Annotated in this window: 19 protein-coding genes; 13 read left to right on the top strand and 6 right to left on the bottom strand. The window is 59.5% G+C overall.

Annotated features, from left to right (window positions below):
* Positions 1–30: 30 nt before the first annotated feature.
* From F6V30_RS07630 to F6V30_RS07640, 3 genes are read right to left on the bottom strand one after another with little or no spacing between them, the layout of a single operon-like run.
* Positions 31–1,341 (bottom strand): NAD(P)/FAD-dependent oxidoreductase, encoded by a 1,311-nt coding sequence (locus F6V30_RS07630; RefSeq protein WP_151156308.1) that lies wholly within the window; start codon positions 1,339–1,341, stop codon positions 31–33.
* On the bottom strand, positions 1,338–1,787 hold the full coding sequence (locus F6V30_RS07635) for a 4Fe-4S dicluster domain-containing protein (RefSeq protein WP_149306545.1): 450 nt from the start codon (positions 1,785–1,787) through the stop codon (positions 1,338–1,340). The genes F6V30_RS07630 and F6V30_RS07635 overlap by 4 nt, the downstream gene beginning before the upstream one ends.
* A 3-nt stretch (positions 1,788–1,790) precedes the next feature.
* Entirely contained in the window at positions 1,791–3,320 is a 1,530-nt protein-coding gene (locus F6V30_RS07640) for a glutamate synthase-related protein (RefSeq protein WP_151156309.1), read from the bottom strand.
* Positions 3,321–3,637: 317 nt separating this feature from the next.
* On the opposite strand from F6V30_RS07640, the gene F6V30_RS07645 reads away from it, so the two are divergent.
* The 3 genes from F6V30_RS07645 to F6V30_RS17035 all read left to right on the top strand — a co-directional run bounded on the left by F6V30_RS07645 (position 3,638) and on the right by F6V30_RS17035 (position 7,811).
* Complete coding sequence (locus tag F6V30_RS07645; RefSeq protein WP_151156310.1) at positions 3,638–5,806, top strand: PAS domain S-box protein; 2,169 nt, start codon at positions 3,638–3,640, stop codon at positions 5,804–5,806.
* A 102-nt stretch (positions 5,807–5,908) separates the two neighbouring features.
* Complete coding sequence (locus F6V30_RS07650) at positions 5,909–7,567, top strand: AMP-binding protein (protein ID WP_151156311.1); 1,659 nt, start codon at positions 5,909–5,911, stop codon at positions 7,565–7,567.
* Between the two features lie 73 nt (positions 7,568–7,640).
* On the top strand, positions 7,641–7,811 hold the full coding sequence (locus F6V30_RS17035; protein ID WP_191965616.1) for a hypothetical protein: 171 nt from the start codon (positions 7,641–7,643) through the stop codon (positions 7,809–7,811).
* Positions 7,812–7,932: 121 nt separating this feature from the next.
* Here F6V30_RS17035 and F6V30_RS07655 read toward each other — a convergent pair whose 3' ends face one another.
* Complete coding sequence (locus F6V30_RS07655) at positions 7,933–8,547, bottom strand: OmpW/AlkL family protein (protein WP_151156312.1); 615 nt, start codon at positions 8,545–8,547, stop codon at positions 7,933–7,935.
* Between the two features lie 390 nt (positions 8,548–8,937).
* Here F6V30_RS07655 and F6V30_RS07660 point away from each other — a divergent pair, with 390 nt between their 5' ends.
* The 10 genes from F6V30_RS07660 (at position 8,938) to purT (ending at position 18,556) form a co-directional block, all read left to right on the top strand.
* Entirely contained in the window at positions 8,938–10,134 is a 1,197-nt protein-coding gene (locus F6V30_RS07660; protein WP_151156313.1) for a M24 family metallopeptidase, read from the top strand.
* A 194-nt stretch (positions 10,135–10,328) separates the two neighbouring features.
* Positions 10,329–11,654, top strand: a complete 1,326-nt coding sequence (locus tag F6V30_RS07665; RefSeq protein ID WP_151156314.1) for a citrate (Si)-synthase — start codon at positions 10,329–10,331, stop codon at positions 11,652–11,654.
* Positions 11,655–11,937: 283 nt separating this feature from the next.
* The gene (locus tag F6V30_RS07670; protein WP_151156315.1) at positions 11,938–12,318 is read left to right on the top strand and encodes a desulfoferrodoxin; all 381 of its coding nucleotides are present in this window, start codon (positions 11,938–11,940) and stop codon (positions 12,316–12,318) included.
* A 78-nt stretch (positions 12,319–12,396) separates the two neighbouring features.
* Positions 12,397–12,708: a YkgJ family cysteine cluster protein gene (locus tag F6V30_RS07675; protein ID WP_191965602.1), complete on the top strand. Its 312-nt coding sequence runs from the start codon at positions 12,397–12,399 to the stop codon at positions 12,706–12,708.
* 216 nt (positions 12,709–12,924) lie between these two features.
* On the top strand, positions 12,925–13,482 hold the full coding sequence (locus tag F6V30_RS07680) for a chromate transporter (RefSeq protein ID WP_151156316.1): 558 nt from the start codon (positions 12,925–12,927) through the stop codon (positions 13,480–13,482).
* Complete coding sequence (locus F6V30_RS07685) at positions 13,473–13,994, top strand: chromate transporter (protein ID WP_151156317.1); 522 nt, start codon at positions 13,473–13,475, stop codon at positions 13,992–13,994. The genes F6V30_RS07680 and F6V30_RS07685 overlap by 10 nt, the downstream gene beginning before the upstream one ends.
* 90 nt (positions 13,995–14,084) lie before the next feature.
* Positions 14,085–15,242, top strand: a complete 1,158-nt coding sequence (gene lptF, locus F6V30_RS07690; protein ID WP_151156318.1) for an LPS export ABC transporter permease LptF — start codon at positions 14,085–14,087, stop codon at positions 15,240–15,242.
* The gene (gene lptG, locus F6V30_RS07695; protein ID WP_151156319.1) at positions 15,239–16,318 is read left to right on the top strand and encodes an LPS export ABC transporter permease LptG; all 1,080 of its coding nucleotides are present in this window, start codon (positions 15,239–15,241) and stop codon (positions 16,316–16,318) included. Before lptF ends, lptG begins: the two co-directional genes overlap by 4 nt.
* A 102-nt stretch (positions 16,319–16,420) precedes the next feature.
* Complete coding sequence (locus F6V30_RS07700) at positions 16,421–17,332, top strand: IPT/TIG domain-containing protein (protein ID WP_151156320.1); 912 nt, start codon at positions 16,421–16,423, stop codon at positions 17,330–17,332.
* Positions 17,333–17,371: 39 nt separating this feature from the next.
* On the top strand, positions 17,372–18,556 hold the full coding sequence (gene purT, locus F6V30_RS07705) for a formate-dependent phosphoribosylglycinamide formyltransferase (RefSeq protein ID WP_151156321.1): 1,185 nt from the start codon (positions 17,372–17,374) through the stop codon (positions 18,554–18,556).
* 136 nt (positions 18,557–18,692) lie between these two features.
* Here the strand turns inward: purT and F6V30_RS07710 are convergent, their stop codons facing one another.
* Both F6V30_RS07710 and F6V30_RS07715 read right to left on the bottom strand, forming a co-directional pair.
* Entirely contained in the window at positions 18,693–19,070 is a 378-nt protein-coding gene (locus F6V30_RS07710; RefSeq protein ID WP_151156322.1) for a hypothetical protein, read from the bottom strand.
* Positions 19,071–19,096: 26 nt separating this feature from the next.
* Complete coding sequence (locus tag F6V30_RS07715) at positions 19,097–19,414, bottom strand: hypothetical protein (RefSeq protein ID WP_151156323.1); 318 nt, start codon at positions 19,412–19,414, stop codon at positions 19,097–19,099.
* Between the last annotated feature and the right edge of the window lie 357 nt (positions 19,415–19,771).

A 19,771-nucleotide genomic window follows, 5' to 3' on the forward strand; every position in this document is an offset into this window, starting at 1 on the left:
GGTCCTCTTAGAGGTTTTTCAATAGCCTGCTTAATGTCCCGCCGCCCGCGCGGCGCGCCCGTTATCGGCCACTTTTCCCTGGGGCGCGAAAAGTCTGTTCCTGATCTCCTTGGAGAGCTGGAGGAATCCGAAATCAGGTGTGAGCAGGCTCTCCCTGAAGGGGGTCATGTCGACCTTTTCCCGGATCAGGCCGGAGAAGATGCCGGCCCGGTCGACGTTTCCCACCAGCACCGCGCCCACCAGGAGGTTGTCCTGCAACACGACCTTGCGGTACTGGTAATTCTGGATGTCCTGATAGGTATGGATCTCATACTGGGCCGGGTCCTTGGGGTTGGTGACCCCCATGGAGATGGTGGAGACCTTGAAGAACTCGATGGAGTTCATGGCCAGGCCCCCCGCATATTCCTTCGTCCCGCCGGCCATGGCGGCACCGGCGATGTCTCCCTGAATGTAGGCGTCGGGCCAGATCGGCATGGGGTTCTTCTGCCCGCTGAAGAAGTCGGCCGCCTCGGCCACATCGCCGGCGGCATAGATATCCTTGCCGGAGGTCTGCATCGTCGCATCCACCACGATGCCGCGGTTGACCTCGATGCCGCTCCCCTTGAGGAAGGTTGCAGCCGGGCGTACGCCGATGGCCACGACAACGGTATCACAGGGAATGAAGTCACCCGACTTGAGGGTTACGCCGCTGATCTCCGCCCCGTCCCCTTCGATACGGACGACCGTGTCCTCGGTGATGACGTCGATGCCGTTGGCCTTCATCTTGCGGGCCACGATTTTGCCGGCCGGCCGGTCGAAGGCCGAGGAAAGGACCCGGTCGGCCAGCTCGACGACGGTCACCGACTTGTCCAGCAGGTTCAGCCCCTCGGCAGCCTTGAGGCCGATCAGGCCGCCGCCGATGACCACGGCGCGGTTGATGTCCGGGGCGATGCCTTTCAGCTTGGCAGCGTCTTCCCAAGTAGTGAAGGTGAAGATGCGGTCCTTGCCGGACATCCCTTCGATGGGTGGGATGAACGGGTCGCCGCCGGTGGCCAGCAGGAGCTTGTCGTAGGCGATGGCGTCGCCGCCGGCCAGTTTGACCTTCTTGGCCTTGGTATCCACCCCTACGACTTCCGATGCCAGCAGCAGATTGATGCGGTTTTGGGCGTAGAAGTCATCCGGCAGATAGGCCATGCGTTTCTCGTTGATCAGGCCGCCCAACAGGTAGGAGATCAGTGGCCGGCCATAGACATTATGCTTTTCCCGCGATATGACCGTGATATTGCCCTGCTGGTCCCGCTCGCGGATGGCGCGGATAGCGCCCACGGCAGCTACGGAGTTGCCGACGATTACGTAGTTCATTTCTGGCTCCCCTCCCTGTACACGAGTGCCCGGTTGGGGCAGGCGTCAACGCAGGCCGGCGACTTCCTGTCCGGGCAGAGGTCGCACTTGTTGGCCTTTTTCTTCTTGAGGTTGCGCTGGATGGCGCCATAAGGGCAGGCCATCACGCATGACCAGCATCCCACGCACTGTTCGGTGTCGATGCGCACGACCCCTTCGGCATTTTTCTGGATGGCGCCCGAGATGCACGCCCGCAGACAGTCCGGCTCGTCGCAGTGCCGGCAGGTGGTCGAAAGGGAGATGATCCCGCCGTGCAGCTCCTCCACCGTACAGCGGGAAATGGGACGTTCCGGCTCGTGGAGAAAGGCCTTGACCGGGTCTTTCGAGAGGGAATGCTCGGTGACGCAGCCCACCTCGCACAGGTGGCAGCCGATGCAGGCATCTTCAATGGTGTAGATTCGTTTCATGGTCTATTCTCCAGCCGGCATGACGCCGAGCAAGTTCATATCCTTCTCCGTCAACCCGACGGCACGCAGTTTGTAACGGTTGCCGCGCAGCGACTCCAAGGCGTTCAACCCCATGCCGCCCAGAATCTCCTTCATCTCGTGCCCCCAGGCGTGGACCAGGTTCACCAGCTTCTCGGCGCCGATCTCCGGGTTGAGGCGTTTGGCCAGGTAGGGGTTGTTGGTGGTGATCCCCCAGGGGCACTTGCCGGTGTAGCAGCGCTGGCACAGAGTGCAGCCCATGGCCAGCAGGGCGGAGGTCCCCAGGTTGATGGCGTCGGCGCCCAGGGCGATGGCCTTGATGGCGTCGCCGGAATTGCGTACGCCGCCGCCGACCACGATGGACACCTGATTACGGATACCTTCATCCCGCAACCGGGAGTCTACCGCCGCCAGGGCCAGTTCCATGGGGATGCCCACGTTGTCGCGGATTACCTGCGGTGCGGCGCCCGTACCGCCGCGGAACCCGTCGATGGTGATGATGTCGGCGCCGGCCCGGGCCACGCCCGAGGCGATGGCGGCTATGTGGTGCACGGCGGCGATCTTGACCGACACCGGCTTGGTGTAGTTGGTGGCCTCTTTCAGGGCGTAGATCAACTGGCGCAGGTCTTCGATGGAGTAGATGTCGTGGTGCGGCGCCGGCGAGATAGCGTCGGAGCCCATAGGGATCATGCGGGTCTCGGATATCTGGTCATCGACCTTTTCGCCCGGCAGATGACCGCCGATACCCGGTTTGGCACCCTGGCCGATCTTGATCTCGATGCCGACCCCGGCATTCAGGTAGTGTTCGCTGACGCCGAAACGGCCCGAGGCCACCTGAACGATGACGTTTTTGCCGTATTTGAAGAGATCCTTGTGCAGGCCGCCCTCGCCGGTATTGTAGATCGTGCCCAGTTCCTGGGCTGCCGCGGCCATGGCGCGATGGGCGTTCAGGTTCAGGGCGCCGTAGCTCATGGCCGAAAAGATGAAAGGATACTCCAGGGTGAGCTGGGGGGATAGTTTGGTCTCCAGCTCCGGCTTCCCGGTTTTCTCGTTGTGGACGACTTCGATACGGTCAGGTTTTTTGCCCAGATAGGTGCGCAGTTCCATCGGCTCGCGAAGCGGATCGATGGAAGGGTTGGTTACCTGCGATGCGTCCAGAAGCAGGTGGTCCCAGTAGATAGGATACTTGGCCGGGTTGCCCATGGCTGTCAGCAGGATGCCGCCGGTATCGGCCTGGGCATACACGTTGCGGATATGGGCTGCGGACCAGGACTCGTTCTTTTTGAACGTCTCCTGATTGGAACGGATGGTGATGGCGCCGGTGGGGCAGAGCGCCGAACAGCGGCGGCAACCGATACAGAGCGTATTGTCTTCTGCCACGCGGTCATCGGTTTCCACGTAGCTGTGAACCTCGTAAGCACACTGGCGGACGCATACCTTGCAGCGGATGCACTTGGGGTCGCTACGTTCGATCACGAACTCGTTGAATGATTCGTTGACGGATTTATAAAGCACTTTCTACCTCCTCCGGTACAGACCGGGTTCCTGCGCAGAACGGGGCGCGCGGCCGCTGTCATCGGCATGCCGAAAGCTCATGGGCTGACAGCGAACTATTTGCTTAAGCAACCATTGTGCCCGAAAAAACAGTTGCGGCTAAGGTGGGACCATGAGTATTATTACCCCTTGAAATAGTGGGGAATTTGCCGGTTGTCTCCCCGCCCGACCCTGCCGCGGTTTCATGGCGTTCGGCGTGGAGTGCTTCGTTTTTGCCGATTTTGAGTTGTTTAACTACACAAGTGTGTACGGGCGGCGCCTGCGCGCCTCGGGTCGCAATGAATATTTCCCGCAAGACAATCCTCGTCATCGTCAGCACCTTTATCGGGCTGGTCTTTATCCTGGCCATAACCTCCGACTTCATTCTGCTCAACAGCTTTGCCAAACTCGAAAACAAACTGCTCGGCGAAAGCATCGCCAAATTGAAGTATGAAATACGGGAGAGCCTCGACGACATGGAGTCGTGCGCCCGGGATTACGCCGCACTGGCGCAGAGGGGGGGCGCGAGTGAAATCGGCGCGTTGGATGCCGACTCGCTGGTCAACCATCATGTGGATTTCGTCGCCGTGTACAACGCTGCCGGAGAACTGCTTTCGGCCAAGTCGGCGGATTATCATTACCGCAGGCCGGCCGATCTTGATGAGGGACTTGTGCGATGTCTCGGCAAAACCGCACTTTTTGCCATAAGGGGCAAGGACCGGCATCTGAAGGGGGCCATCCGTAACGGCGCGCGTTTGCACCAGGTCGTCGTCATGCCTCGTGCCGGCGGAGGCGTCCTGCTTGTGGGCAGGAATATCGACCGGGAAGAGATCGCCCAATTGTCCGACATCAACGAGTTTGCCCTTGAAATCCGGCAGATTCGGGATGAAGGGCTGCCGGCCGACTTCAAGGAAGCGCTTGCCGGTCTGGGCGACGGGGCGCCCTTTCATGCGGTTCCGCTTGACGAGTCGCGTATCGCGGGCTATGCCCTGTTCAACGATATCGACGGGCAGCCGCTTTTCATCGCCAAGTTGACCGAACGGCGCCTGTTGTACCAGCAGGGGAAGGCAAGCATTACCTATATCCTGGCCGCCCTGTGCATTGCCGGCTTTGTTTTCTGCTGCGTGATGCTGTTTTTTGTCCGGGAGACGGTCCTTAAACGCCTTGGGATTCTCAGCGCCACTGTCCGGCAGATCAGCAGCGACGGCGATATCTCCTCACGCCTGAAGGTCACGGAGCACAACGACGAACTGGACGGTCTGGCCTTGACCATCAACGGTATGCTGGATTCGCTGGAGCGGGCCGAAGTTACCCTGCGGGAGCGGGAAGAACAGTATCGCATCCTGTTCGAACGGGCGCCGGACAGCATCTTGCTGATCGGTACGGAGGGGGATGAGTGCGGCAGGATCATTGCCGCCAACAAGGCCTCGACCATCCAGCACGGTTATACGGTTGAAGAGCTGTGCGGCATGAGCATTCATGATCTCAATGCCCCCGAGTCCAACGAGGCCGCCGCGGATTGGATGGAGCGCATTTTCAGCGGCCAGTGGATAACCTTCGAGGTGTGGCACTTCAGGAGGGATGGGGCGCGTTTCCCCCTCGAGGTGCATGCCGGCCCGGTCAGGCTGAACGGCAAGAATTACATCCTCGGGTTCGATCGGGACATCACCTCCCGCAAGCTGGCGGAGGAAACCGACCATATGTACATGGAGCAGATTCGCCAGTTGAACACCGAGCTTGCCCGTCAGGCCAACGGCCTGGAAGCTGCCAACAGCGAGCTGGAGTCCTTCAATTATTCGGTATCCCATGACTTGCGCGGCCCACTTACGCGTATTTCCGGGTACAGCCAGCTGATACTGGAGGATGAGGCAACGCTCGATTCCCAGACCCGGTCGTACGTAACCCGGATCTACGAATCCAGTTGCTGGCTGAACGAGATGATCGATGCCATGCTCAGGCTGGCCCAGCTGGCCCGTAGCGAATTCCAGCCCCAGCAGGTCGATCTCAGCGCGATCGTCGAGAGTCTGTCGATCGATTTCAGGGCTGCGGAACCGGAGCGGAGGCCCGAAGTGGTCATCGCCCCCGGCCTGACCGTCGTCGGCGACCTGCGACTCTTGAAGGTACTGCTGACCAACCTGTTCGGCAATGCCTGGAAGTATACCGCTCACAGCACCGCTCCCCGGATCGAGTTCGGCGCGCTGCATAACGGTCCTGTTCCGGTTTTCTTCATCAGCGACACGGGTGCCGGTTTCGACATGAAGGACGTGGACCGGCTCTTCCGCGTGTTCACCCGTTTGCACGATCCCGGGCAGTTTGCGGGAAACGGCATCGGCCTGGCGACGGTGCAACGCATCGTCAATCGTCACGGCGGCAGGATCTGGGCCGAAGGCGAACCCCAAAAAGGCGCCACGTTCTATTTCACCCTCCAGCCCGATAATCCCTCTGTTTCCCGCTCTTTTGCATCTTGACGCGCATGTTTGGCTGTGCTATTAAAACAGTTCTTTAAAATCAATATGTTAAATTGCATATGATTTTGCGCGAGCAAATTTTCTTTTGATGTGGAGGCGGTGATGTCACAGCAAATCACTCTAACGGTAGGTGGGCTCCTGGACGACATGGCGCGGCGTTTTCCGGAAAACGACGCCCTGGTCCATCCCGAGCGGGGTCTGCGTTACAACTACAGGGAATTCAACGAGGTCTGCCGACGGGTCGCCAAAGGGCTGCTCGCACTCGGGGTCAAAAAAGGCGACAAGGTTGCCATCTGGGCCTACAACGTCCCCGAGTGGGTCATACTCCAGTTCGCCACGGCCAAGATCGGCGCCGTGCTGGTAACGGTCAATACCGCCTACAAATCGGCCGAGCTCGACTATATCCTTAACCAGTCCGATTCCACCACGCTCTTCATGGTCAAGTCCTTCAAGGATACCGATTACGTACAAACCGTGTACGACGTGGTGCCGGAACTTCAGGCCGCAGAGCCGGGCCGGCTGTCGTGCCCGAAGCTGCCCTATCTCAAGAATGTGGTCTTTATCGGCGACCAGCCCCCGGGGGGGATGATCACTTTCGAGGCGATGGCCGAGGCCGGACAGCGGCTATCCGATGCCGAACTGAACGCCGTCGAGGCGACCCTTGACTGCCATGACGTGATCAATATGCAGTACACCTCCGGCACGACCGGCTTTCCCAAGGGGGTCATGCTGACCCACTTCAACCTCGTCAACAACGGTTTCAACATCGGCGAATGCATGAAGTTCACCGAAAAGGACCGCCTCTGCATCACCGTGCCGTTTTTCCACTGCTTCGGCTGCGTGCTGGGGGTCATGGCCTGCGTCACCCATGGTTCGACCATGGTGCCGGTGGAGATCTTCAATCCGCTCAAGGTGCTGCAGACGGTCCAGCAGGAGAGGTGCACGGCGCTCCATGGCGTGCCGACCATGTTCATTGCCGAAATGGAACATCCGGAATTTTCCACGTTCGATCTCAGTACCCTGCGCACCGGCATCATGGCCGGTTCGGTCTGCCCCATCGAGGTGATGAAACGGGCGGTGAAGGACATGAACCTGACCGAGATCACCAGCGTCTACGGGCAGACCGAATCCTCACCCGGCATTACCCAGACCCGCACCGACGACCCGATCGAACTGAGGGTGGCCACGGTCGGCCGGGCTCTGCCGGGTGCCGAGGTCAAGATCGTCGATATCGAAACCGGGGCCGCCCTGCCGCCCGGCAAGCAGGGCGAGCTGTGCGGTCGTGGATATATGGTCATGAAGGGCTATTACAAGATGCCGGAAGAAACCGCCAAGGTGATCGACGCCGACGGCTGGCTGCATACCGGCGACCTGGCCATAATGGACGAGAACGGCTACTGCAAGATCACCGGACGGATCAAGCAGATGATCATCAGGGGAGGGGAGAATATCTACCCCCGGGAGATCGAGGAGTTCCTCTATACCCATCCCAAGGTTTCCGATGTCCAGGTCTATGGCGTGCCCGACCGCAAGTACGGCGAACAGGTGATGGCGGCCATTATCCTCAAGAAGGGGCTGGAGATGACCGAGGCGGAGGTCCGGGAATTTTGCAAGGGGCGGATCGCCAACTACAAGGTTCCCAAGTATGTCAAGTTTGTGGACGGGTATCCCATGACCGCCTCGGGCAAGATCCAAAAGTTCAAGCTGCGGGAGATGGCCATCAAGGAGTTGCAATTGGAGGATGCCGGCGAGACGGCGTAGCGTCGGCGGAATGGGCGGATTGATCGGGCGGTCCGTTTACCGGTGGGATTTCGGCAGGGCAGGGTAGCGTGATATGATATTACAAAAACTTATCGGCATCGTTTTTCTGCTGTTCGTGATTTGCTTCATCGCCATTGTGGTCGAGGAGCTGTTTCTGGGGGGCAAGCGCCGGCGCAAGCTGGAGCGCCAGCGGCGGGCCGAATACGAGATGGCGGAACCGGAGAGCAAGCGGGAGGCGGGCTGATTGTGAAACGAGGCTTGTCCCCTGCATGCGCAACCGAAATGCGAGAGACCAAAGGTGAACGGAACAAGGCGGGGGACACAATTCCCCCGCCTTTTCTCGTGGTGCGTGATTTGGGTTGTGCTTAGAAACGGTAGCCGACGCCGATGCCGAAGAGGTGCGGGTTGAGGTCGAGGTCGTACTTGTTGCCGGCGATCTTAACCTTGGTGTCGGCGTTGATGTATTTGTAGTCGATGTTGAAGTAGAGATTGTCCTTTATTTTGATGTCGGCGCCTGCCTGGGCAGCCCAGCCGACACTATTGTCGATACTGAAGCTTTTGTCGCCGTTGAGTCTGGAGTTGAAGGGTAAGGTTACGTTCAGACCAAAACCGATGTAGGGGCTTATCAGATTGCCGGCCAACGGATGGTATTTTACGGTCAAGGTGGGGGGGAGCAGCCATGTCGACCCTTGGAATTGGCCATTGATCTTGATATCGTTCCTGGTAACCCCGGCGATTAGCTCCGTGGACACCTGCTTCAGAACAAAGTATTCCAGGTCCAACTCAGGAATGATGTCATCACTTACCTTGGCGTGTGCTCCGCTCAGCTTGCCGTCGAACGATTCGTCCGGCTTGACGTAAATCGCCCTGACCCGCACGCCGAACTTCTGATAATCATCCGCCGCCCCGGCCATGGTTGCCATCCCCAGCATCATTACCGCCGCCGCAACCCCTGCCGCTCCTAGTAGCCTTCTTCTCATCAGCCTGATCCTCCCCGTAATGTGGTTATTTGGGGTTTGCGCCCCAATCCAGATATCAAGAACCAGTAAAAGATATATACGATTCGCTTTGTCTTTTTTCCGTGAATCCTTGAGCAAAAAATGACGTAAGTCAAGAAAATTGTTTTTGTGTTATAAAAAATTAATTTGGCGGCACGGAAATGCCGTATGAAGGCAAAAAAACGCCATTTCGGCCTGCCTCCCGAACGGCTGCCCAAAAGGAGGCAGGGGCTCTCCCGCTTGCATATTTCCCGCTCATGTGTAAAATTCCTACAGCCGTCGCACCGGCTATGCCGTTTCCGGGGGAGCAGGTCCCCCACGCTGGAATGGCCGTTGAGATATGTCGGCGCCATGCGCGGTTATGGAGGATTCATGCGTTTAACCCCTGCCACCGAGTTGGAATACCGCTGCAAAATGCTGCAAAATCATATGGCCGCCGAGGGATTGGATGCCATTATCATCGCCCAGAATGCCGACCTCTTTTATTTCACCGGCACCGTCCAGAGCGGCTGCCTCTACGTCCCCGCCCATGGACAGCCGCTGTACCTCGTGCGCCGCGACGCAGCCAGGGCGCGCATGGAGTCGGGGCTGAAAGAGGTGTTGCCCTTCGGTTCTCCCAGGGACATCCCCCAGTTGGCGGCCGGCTACGGTTATCCCGAGCCGAAGAAGATCGGCATGGAGTTCGATGTGCTGCCGGTCGCTCTTTTCGAGCGCTATCGCAAGGTCTTCCCCAATGCGCACTTCAGCGACGCCACGCCGCTGATCCGCCTGGTGCGCATGATCAAAAGCCACTACGAGATCCATCTGATGAAGGACGCGGCCGACCAGGTGGACAAGGTGACGCGTCGGGTGCGGGATGTGCTCCGCGAGGGGATGAGCGACCTGGAATTGGCGGCCGAGCTCGAACATACGGCTCGCTTGAACGGTCACCTGGGGCTGATACGCATGCGGGTCTTTAACGGGGAGATGCTCTTCGGGCACACCTTTTCCGGCACGGATAGCGCCGTACCGGCCTATACCGACACCCCCTTCGGCGGTGTGGGGCCCAGTCCCTGTTTCGGCCAGGGCGCGAGCTACAAGCCGATCGGCCGCAACGAGCCGATCATTGTCGATTTTGCCGGGAGCTTTGACGGCTATCTGGTGGACCAGACCCGTATCTTTTCCCTTGGCGGCCTCTCCGACCGCCTGCGCAAGGGATACGACGACATGCTCCGGGTGCAGGAGTTGATGAAGCGCATCGTCGTTGTTGGCGCCCCGTGGGGTGAGGTGTACGACCGGTGCCACTCCCTGGCGGTGGAGATGGGGTATGCCGACAGTTTCATGGGAGCCAAAGGCTCACAGGTTTCCTTCATCGGCCATGGCCTGGGGGTCGAGATCGATGAATATCCCTTTATTGCCCGCGGATTCAAGGACATGACGTTCCAGGTGGGGATGGCCTTTGCCTTTGAACCCAAGGTGGTCTTTCCGGGAGAGGGGGCGGTCGGTATCGAAAATACCTTCTATATCAGCGATGAGGGACTCAAACAATTGACCTATTCGAGTGAAGAACTGGTGATTCTCTCTCGCTAGCGCGCCCATAAAATTTTTGTTGCTTTTTGTCAAGGCTTTGGTATAACTACGACACTTCTTAAGTGTATACAGTATCCTAAAAAAATATTTTTGAATTAGGTAGACGACCGTTTGGTTGGTTTTTACTTGGTATCGAAGAGCCCGGCTCACAGCAGATCTCAGTTTAACCCTCACAACGAAAGGAGAGTACCAACATGGCATTGAAAGAGACGCTCAAGCAGAAGATTGAGGAACACCGCCCCCGTACCACCAAGCTTACCAAGGAGTTCGGCAAGGTGATCATCGATCAGGTGACCATCGAACAATGCATCGGCGGCGCCCGCGATATCCGCAGCCTCGTCACCGACATCTCCTATCTCGATCCCCAGGAAGGCATCCGTTTCCGCGGCAAGACCATCCCCGAGACCTTTGCGGCGCTGCCCAAGGCCGGCGGTTCGGCTTACCCGACCGTTGAGTCGTTCTGGTACTTTCTGCTGACCGGCGACGTGCCGACCGACGCCCAGGTCGCCGAAGTAGCAGCCGAGTGGAAGACGCGCCAAGCGGTTCCCGAGTACGTCTTCACCGCCATTCGCGCCCTGCCCAGGGACAGCCACCCCATGGTCATGCTCTCGGTCGGCATCATGGCTTTGCAGAAAGAGTCCAAGTTTGCCGCTTTCTACAACTCCGGCAAATTCAACAAAATGGTCGCCTGGGAATCGGTTTATGAAGATGCCAGCGACATCGTGGCGCGTATCCCCATCATCGCCGCCTTCATCTACAACCTGAAGTACAAGGGCGACAAGCAGATCGCCATCGACCCGACTCTCGACATGGGTGCCAACTTCGCCCACATGATCGGCCAGAGCGATCAGTACAAGGATGTGGCACGCATGTACTTCATCCTGCACTCCGACCATGAGTCCGGCAACGTCTCGGCCCACACCACCCACTTGGTGCATTCCGCCCTGTCCGACCCCTACTATGCCTACGCCGCCGGCCTGAACGGCTTGGCCGGTCCGCTGCACGGCCTGGCCAACCAGGAGGTCCTGGGCTGGATCATGGAATTTCAGAAGAAACTCAACGGTGCCGAGCCGACCAAGGAAAACGTCACCAAAGCCCTCTGGGACACCCTCAATGCCGGCCAGGTCGTTCCGGGCTACGGCCACGCCGTTCTGCGCAAGACCGACCCGCGTTACACCGCCCAGCGTGAGTTCTGCCTCAAGACGCCGGGCCTCAAGGACGACCCGCTGTTCAAGCTGGTTGCCATGATCTTCGAAACGGCGCCGGGCGTCCTCACCGAGCACGGCAAGACCAAAAACCCCTGGCCGAACGTCGATGCCCAGTCCGGCGTCATTCAGTGGTACTACGGCGTCAAGGAATGGGATTTCTACACCGTTCTGTTCGGCGTCGGCCGCGCCCTGGGCTGCATGGCCAACATCACCTGGGACCGCGGTCTGGGCTACGCCATCGAGCGGCCCAAGTCCGTTACCACCGCCATGTTGGAGAAGTGGGCCGCCGACGGTGGGCGCCAGTTGTCCTGATCCGATTTTCCATGAGATGAAGCAGAGGGGGGTGCGGCAGCGCATCCCCCTTTTTTTATTTTCACGCTTGCAAAACTGCAAAAATAAGGTATAAAAGGATAAGAATTGTCGTATTTGCCGGCACAGTGATTCAAAGACGGGAACAGCGGATATGACGGGGCCCGATGTCCCCGGGTTCTGTCCGTCCCGCATCCATCCCAGGGCCCATGTTGAACCGTTGGGCGAATACCGGTAACCCACTGCCTGGAAACAGGCATCAAAACAACACAGGAGGAATACCATCATGCCGAAGCTTCTTGAAATCTACAAATGCGAACATTGCGGCAATATCGTCGAGATCGTCCACGCCGGCGGCGCTCCGCTGCACTGCTGCGGCGAGCCGATGAAACAGTTGACGGAAAACACCGTTGATGCCGCCAAGGAAAAACATGTGCCGGTTATCGAAATCGGCGACGGCATCGTCAAGGTCACGGTAGGCAGCGTGCTCCATCCCATGGAGGAGAAACACTACATCGAGTGGATTGAACTTGTCGCCGACGGCAAGACCTACCGCCAGGCCCTCAAGCCGGGCGACGTGCCGACCGCCACGTTCAACATCACCGCCACCAGCCTGACGGCCCGTGAGCTGTGCAACCTGCACGGCCTCTGGTCTGCCCAGGCCTGATGCGGCAGCGGTAAAACATAAAAAAAACAAAGCCCGCCGGGGATTCCGACGGGCTTTTTTTCTCTCGGGAGCGCCACCATGAACAGGCAAACCGTCATGGCATGCCGCGCCGGATGCGCTGCCTGCTGCATAGCCCCTTCGATTTCCTCGCCGATCCCCGGCATGGGCGACGGCAAGCCGGCCGGGGTGCGTTGCGTGCAACTGACGCCCGACAACCGCTGCGGCCTCTTTGGCCGTCCCGAACGTCCTCCCGTCTGCACCCGCCTGCAGCCGAGCCTCGACATGTGCGGCCATGACGAACGGGAGGCGCTGGAGCTTCTGTCGCTGATGGAGCATGCCACTCGGCCGCCCCTCCCTTCACCCCGCGCCGTTGCGCGACCATGTCCATGACATGGCGCAATAATGCAGGGAGGTGGGCGCAACCACGCGCCGCCGCATCCCCCCCGGCTTTCTTCTGCCGTCCCGAGTTCCCGTCCCACCCTGGTACGCATCACCGGACACCCCGCCCATGAATTTTATTGACAGCGCGGGACAGAATGGTATTCAACAAGGCGTGGCGAGATGGCGCACGGAACGCGGCAACCATAACCGCGGCAGGGGGGACGAATGGAACGACAGGGTGAAATCACACATAGCGAGCTTTTCTGGGGGTTCACCCAAATCGCCCTGTCGGGGTTCGGCGGTGTCATGGCGTGGGCCCGTCGCGCTATCGTCGAAAAACGGGGGTGGCTCTCCTCCGAGGAATTCACCACCCTGTTCGGTCTGTGCCAGTTCATGCCCGGGCCGAACATCGCCAACCTCTCGGTCTGCATCGGGGCTCGCTTCCAGGGCGCCAGCGGCGCCGTCGTCTCGCTGCTCGGCCTGTTGTGCGGGCCGTTTGTCATCATCATCGCGCTCGGGGCGCTCTACGGCAGGTTTGGGGAGTTGCCCGCCATCCAGGCCATGCTGCGCGGCATCGCCGCCGTCGCGGCAGGCCTGATCCTGGCCATGGGGGTGCGGATGGCGGCCGACCTCCTGAAACGGCCGTTCCTGATGATTTTCAGCGCGGCGATCCTGGCGGCGGTGGTTTTTCTCCACTGGCCGCTGGTCATGGTCATGGTCGGCCTGGCCCCGGTCAGCATGTGGGTTGCGGCGCGCCGGTACTGCGGGTCGCCATGGGCATAATCCTCGAGATCATGCTCCAGTTCGGGATGCTCTCCCTGGTCGCCTTTGGCGGTGCCGGCGCGGTGCTGCCCGAATTGCACCGCTTGGCGGTGGTGACCCACCACTGGATGAACGACGCCACCTTTACCCACCTGGTGGCCATCTCCCAGGCCACGCCGGGGCCCAACGCGATTATCGCCACCCTGCTCGGCTGGCATGTGGCGGGACTGTCCGGCGCCCTGGCCGCCACGACGGCCATGTGCGGCCCTTCGAGCCTTTTGATCTACTTTTTCATGCGCTTTTGGGAGAAGCTCCACGGCACGCGCTGGCGGCTCATCATCCAGACCGGCATCTCCCCCCTGGCGATCGGCCTGGTGCTGGCAAGCGGCTGCATCGTCACCCGCGGAGCCGATGCGAGCTGGGGGGCCTACGGCCTCACGGCGGCAACCGTGCTGATCGTCCTGAACAGCCGGTGGAACCCGCTGTGGCTGATCGGGGCCGGTGCGCTGCTGGGACTGGCCGGCGTCGTCTGAGGGGGGCGGGCGCCCGCCACCTTTTTTGCGCTTCCTTTTCTTCCCGCCTCCCTTTACACCTGCCCGCGGCTCATGTATCATCATGCCATCATGAAACGCATCCTGACGTTTTACATAATCCGCGAGATCGCTTCGCTCTTCCTGCTCGGCATCGCGGTCTTCACTCTGATTCTGTTGATGGGGAGGCTGATCAAGCTGACCGACCTGGTCATCTCCCGCGGCGTGCCCATGGCGGATATCAGCCGGATGATCCTGTACCTGATGCCCTCGTTTCTGGTGTTCACGATCCCCATGGCCTTTCTTTTGGCGGTCTTGCTGGCCTTCGGCCGCCTTTCGGCCGATAACGAGATCACGGTGATGAAATCCGGCGGGCTCAGCCTGGTGCAGATCATGCCGCCGGTGCTGCTGTGCAGCGTGGTTGCCGTGCTGTTGACCCTTGGCGCCAGTATCGTCGGCGTTCCCTGGGGGAACAGCTCCTTCAAGCGTATCAGTTTCGAGATGCTGAAGCAGAACGTGGCGGTGACGATCCGCGAGAAGGTGTTCTGGGACGAGATCCCGGGCATCATCCTCTACACCGACCACTACGACGAAGAGAATCACACCCTCAAGGGGGTCATCATCCACGACGGCCGCGACCAGGCTCACCCCATGACCATCTTTGCCGCCAGCGGAAATGTCGGCTGTACGCCCAATCAGCAGGATATCTGCCTGGTGCTCAACAACGGCAGCATCCACGCGGCGGGCAAGGGGGAGGGGTACCGGCTGGTCCATTTCGGGGAGTACGCCATGACCGTGGCCGGTCCGGGCAAGGGGGGCGGCATCGGCCGCAACGAGCTGGATATGGGGATCGGCGAGTTGCGGCAGCAGATAGCCAACCCCGCAACGCCCCAGGCGACCCGCCTCAAGATGGCGGCCGAACTCCAGAGCCGTTTCGCCTTTCCGTTCGCCTCCCTGGTGTTTGCCGTCGTAGCCGTGCCGCTGGGCATCCAGAACCGTCGTTCGGGCAAATCGGCCGGGTTCTCCGTCAGCATCGCCATCCTGCTGGCCTACTATGTGCTCCTCTCGCTTTTGCGGACCCTGGCGGAACGGGGGACGCTGCCGGCGGAACTGGCGCTCTGGCTCCCCAATGCGATCTTTCTGGCCGTGGGATGGTATTTCCTGCGGATGGCCTCCCTGGAACGCAGTATCTGGACGGCCGTTCAGGATGCGCTCTTGACCCTGATCGGGAGGAGGAGCGCCGTCCGATGACGATCCTCTCCCGTTACATAGCAATGGCCTGGCTGCGTCTCCTGGCCCTCTGCCTGGGTAGTTTCGTGGCCGTGTACCTGGTCCTGGACATGATGGACAAGATACCGCGCTTCATCCGCGCCGGCGGTTCGGGGGTGGATATCCTGCGGTTCTTTGTCTGGAAACTGCCGGAAATGGTCGGCCAGACCGCCTCGTTTTCGATCCTGATGGCGACCCTGTTGACCCTGGGGATGTTCTCCCGCAACAGCGAGATCATCGCCATGCGCAGTTGCGGGATCAGTCTGCTGCGCATTTCGTTCCCCATGCTGTTTTTGGGGCTGGCGGCCAGCTTCGTGCTGCTGCTGAACGCCGAACTGGTGGTGCCCGGCAGCTACGAACGCATGGAGCGGATCGAGCGGGTCGATATCCGCAAGCAGGGCGTCAATGCGGTATTCAGGCGCAACAACATCTGGTTCCGTTCCGACAGCCAGATCCTCCAGGCTCACCTGTTCGACCCCCAGGCCAAGGTGCTGCGGGGGGTCACCCTCTGGAAACTGGACGCTTCCATGAACCCGACCAACCGTATCGATGCCGGATCGGCCGAATTTCACGACGGGCGCTGGACCCTGAAGGACGTGGTGACGAAGGATTTCAGCCAGGGACACGGGTATGTGGCCCAGCGGGCCCGCAGTATGGATGTGGCCCTGAATCTGAAACTGGACGATCTGCGTGTGCTGGACAACAATGCCGACAACCTGAGCTACCGGAAGCTCAAGGAGTATGCCGATAACCTGCAAAACGGCGGTTATCAGGCCTTCCGCTACCTGACCATGATGCACACCAAGCTCTCCGGGCCGTTTGCGGCCTTTGTGATGGTGATCCTGGGTATCCCCTTCGCCTTCAGGAACAGCCGTTCGGGCGGCGCGGCCCTCGGGATCGGGGCCAGCATCGGCATCGGTTTCGCCTATTTCGTGGTCAATGCCATGCTGCTCTCCTACGGCCGCAGCGGGGTCCTGCCCCCCTTGGTTGCGGCCTGGGGAGCCAATATCATCTTCTGCCTGGGCGGGGTATGGCTGGCCATGACCGTGAGGAATTGAGCCCGATCAAGCACGCATTCCGTCAGGGCGCGGCATGCGCCCCGTCAGTCCCCCTTCGACAGGTCGCGTATCCTGTCGCCGAACGTTGCAAGGAGGCCGTACATGAAAAACATCGCCGCTATCCTGGTCGTCGTGACGTGCTGTCTGGCAGGAAATACCGCCCTGTTTGCCGCCGAACGGCCGCAGCGCGTCATGAAACCGGCGGCCTCGACCCCGGATACGTCTCCCGCCATTCTCAGCATCATTCCGGCCCAGGCGGAGCCGGGGGGCAGGGTGACCATCTTCGGCGCCAATTTCGGCGGGCAGATCTCGGCCTTTCTCGGCAGTGTGGAGATACCGGCCAAGGTAACCGACGGCAGGCAGCTCGAATTCACCGTCCCCCCCTTGGATGCGGGGCTGTACGCCCTGTACCTCAAACGGGGCGACGGCGTTGTGGGGCGGGCCTACAACTTTTCCGTGCTTCCCCTGCGGCCGGTGCTGATCGCCCTTTCACCCGACAAGATCAGTTCCTGCGCCCAGGGGGGGGAGCGGGACGTGACCGCCGTGGGGCGGAATTTCGGCGAGACGACGTTCCTCTTCTTCGATAACGCCTCCATCAAGAGTCGGGTGCTTTCGCCCGAGGCCATCGCCTTCCGGGTGCCCCAGGTGACGGGGGGGCTGCACCAGATCATGGTGAAAAATTCACCCGAGAACGCCTCGGTGCAACTGGCGCTGGAGATCGAGACCAAGCCTGAAATCAGCCAGGTGACGCGGGGAAACGAGTACGTGAATTATTACGAATTGCTCATAGAGGGGAAAAACTTCCAACAGAACTCGGCCCTGTATGTGGACGGCCTGCGCATTGGCGGCAATAGCGGCCAGGATTCGGCGGCTCGGGAGAAAGTGATCTTTATCGACTGTACCAGACTCGTCTACCAGCGGTTTCCCTATTCGCCGGTCGCCAAGGATTTCCGCCTGCAGGTGGTGAATCCCGGGAACGAGGGGAGCCAGGTGATCAACGTCAGTGCGCCGTGATAGGGGAATGAAACTTTAAACTCGGAGGATGATATTGTTATGAACCTTGGAACCCCGCTGAAATCGGGCGCAATCAGACTGCTTCTGCTGGGATCGGGAGAACTGGGCAAGGAGGTCGCCATCGAGGCGCAACGTCTCGGCGTGGAGGTGATCGCCGTGGACCGTTACCCCCATGCCCCGGCCATGCAGGTGGCCCACAGAAGCCACGTCATCAGCATGCTGGATCGGGAGGCGCTGCGGCGGGTGGTGGCGGAGGAACGGCCCGACCTGATCGTGCCGGAGATCGAGGCCATCGACACCGCCTTTCTGCTGGAATTGGAGCAGGGGGGGCAGCGGGTGATCCCCACGGCGCGGGCGACGAACCTGACCATGAACCGGGAGGGGATTCGGCGCCTGGCGGCCGAAGAGTTGGGCCTGCCCACGGCACGCTACGCCTTTGCGAAAAGTGCTGCGGAGCTGCGCGTCAATGCCGCTGCCATCGGGTTCCCCTGCGTGGTGAAGCCGATCATGAGTTCGTCCGGCAAGGGGCAGAGCGTGGTGCGGTCTGCCTCGGACGTGGACGCCGCCTGGCGCTACGCCATGGAGGGGGCCCGCGGCGCTTCGGATACCGCCATCATCGAGGAGTTCATCCCGTTCGACTACGAGATCACCCTGCTGACCGTCCGCCACGCCGGCGGCACCTCGTTTTGCCCCCCCATCGGCCATGTGCAGATCAAGGGGGACTACCACGAATCGTGGCAGCCCATGGCCATGTCGGCGGCGGCCCTTGCCGAGGCGAGGCGTCAGGCGGCGGCGGTCACCGGCGCCCTGGGCGGTTACGGCATCTTCGGGGTGGAGTTGTTCGTCAGCGGCGACAAAGTCTGGTTCAGCGAGGTGTCCCCCCGCCCCCACGACACCGGCATGGTGACCATGGTCTCCCAGAACCTGAGCCAGTTTGAACTGCACGTGCGCGCCATACTCGGGCTGCCGGTGCCCGAGATTCTCAACCTGGCCCCCTCGGCCAGCCATGTGATCCTGGCGGAGGAAGGCCGGGACAACGTGCGTTTCGAGGGGCTTTCGGAGGCTCTCAGCGTTCCCGGCGCCAAACTGCGCCTCTTCGGCAAGCCGGATACCCGTCCCGGCCGGCGCATGGGGGTGGCCCTGGTTCAGGGGGCATCCACCGACGAGGCCCGAAGCCGGGCCGAGGCCAGCGCGCATTGCGTGCGTTTGGTGCCCCAGGGGTGATGCTAAATGCCAAAATAAGTTGCCACTGGGGCATGCGAGATATTAATCAGGTTATCAGAAGGGGAAATGACAATAAATGTTGTCACTCAAGTCTTGACGCCTGAGAGCACAGTGGGTTTACCGTTGTTGCGATTGGTTATGCGTTTTTCTTTCTTCTTATAACTGTTGTTGAACTCTCTAAATAGTTGATAAGTTCATCGTAATACTTTTTGCCCTTTTCAGTTAATTCCCAAATACCTCTTCCGGATTCTTCGGCTGATTTCACATATGAATAAATTTGCTTTGCTCTTTCTTTCGCCCAAGCGATGTCATGACGCCACCTTGGCACATCATGTGCGACCGTCTGGTGACAAATATTATCAGAAAATTCTTCTTCAAGAATTTTGTACATTTTTTCGTCGACTTCTCTCTTTTCGGCGACTCCGCCAAAAGAACCGATGACCAGTACAACAAATGGAATTAAACTGTCTTGTGTATATTTTTTGCCTTTTAATAACCTTCTGGCATATTCCATGAAGCTATTCTCCTTCAAAAAGGACACTATCTTAATGGTACGAGTATAAGTGTATTAGGGCTATTCTGGCGAACCTGCCCTGTGCCGTATTGAGCAACCTGGCCATTCTGAAGAATTATGGTGTAATCCGTTCGGTCCCAGGACCAGCCGCTAATCAACCGGTTCGAATAAAGTAGAGCCTCATACTCACCACTACGTTGGAATCCATCCGGGTTTCCGAGCTCTGAAATAACTTGCTGCTTGGACATTCCCTCTTGGATTCTTGTCCGGACAATTTCACCAGTTGCGCATCCACCCTGTAATAAAGCAAGTGCACCAAGTAGGGTTAAAATAAAGCTTCTCATACGACCTCCTGTAATTTTGTTGTATAACGTGGTGAGGCGCAGCGGGTTCACCGCTGCCGCCGATGGTTAGCCCTTATACTGGCCAACATCTAGATTAGACCGCATATTAGTCGTAATATGTTACGGGTGGCTATTCACTCGCAGCCAAATTTTCAACTATATATTAGCGCTTTACGATTAAAGTCCCGCGTCCGCTGTGGAATGATATACAGGTTTTTATTTTAAGAGTCTATCGCAATAATTTGGACAACCAACTACTCACATGCTCGATCACTTCGAATTGTCATTTCACAGTGATGGGTCTGGCTCGATTAATCTCCCCCTTGCATCTCTATTGTGACCATGGTAATATGGTCA

Origin of the sequence: Oryzomonas sagensis, from assembly GCF_008802355.1 — a bacterium.
GTDB lineage: Bacteria > Desulfobacterota > Desulfuromonadia > Geobacterales > Pseudopelobacteraceae > Oryzomonas > Oryzomonas sagensis.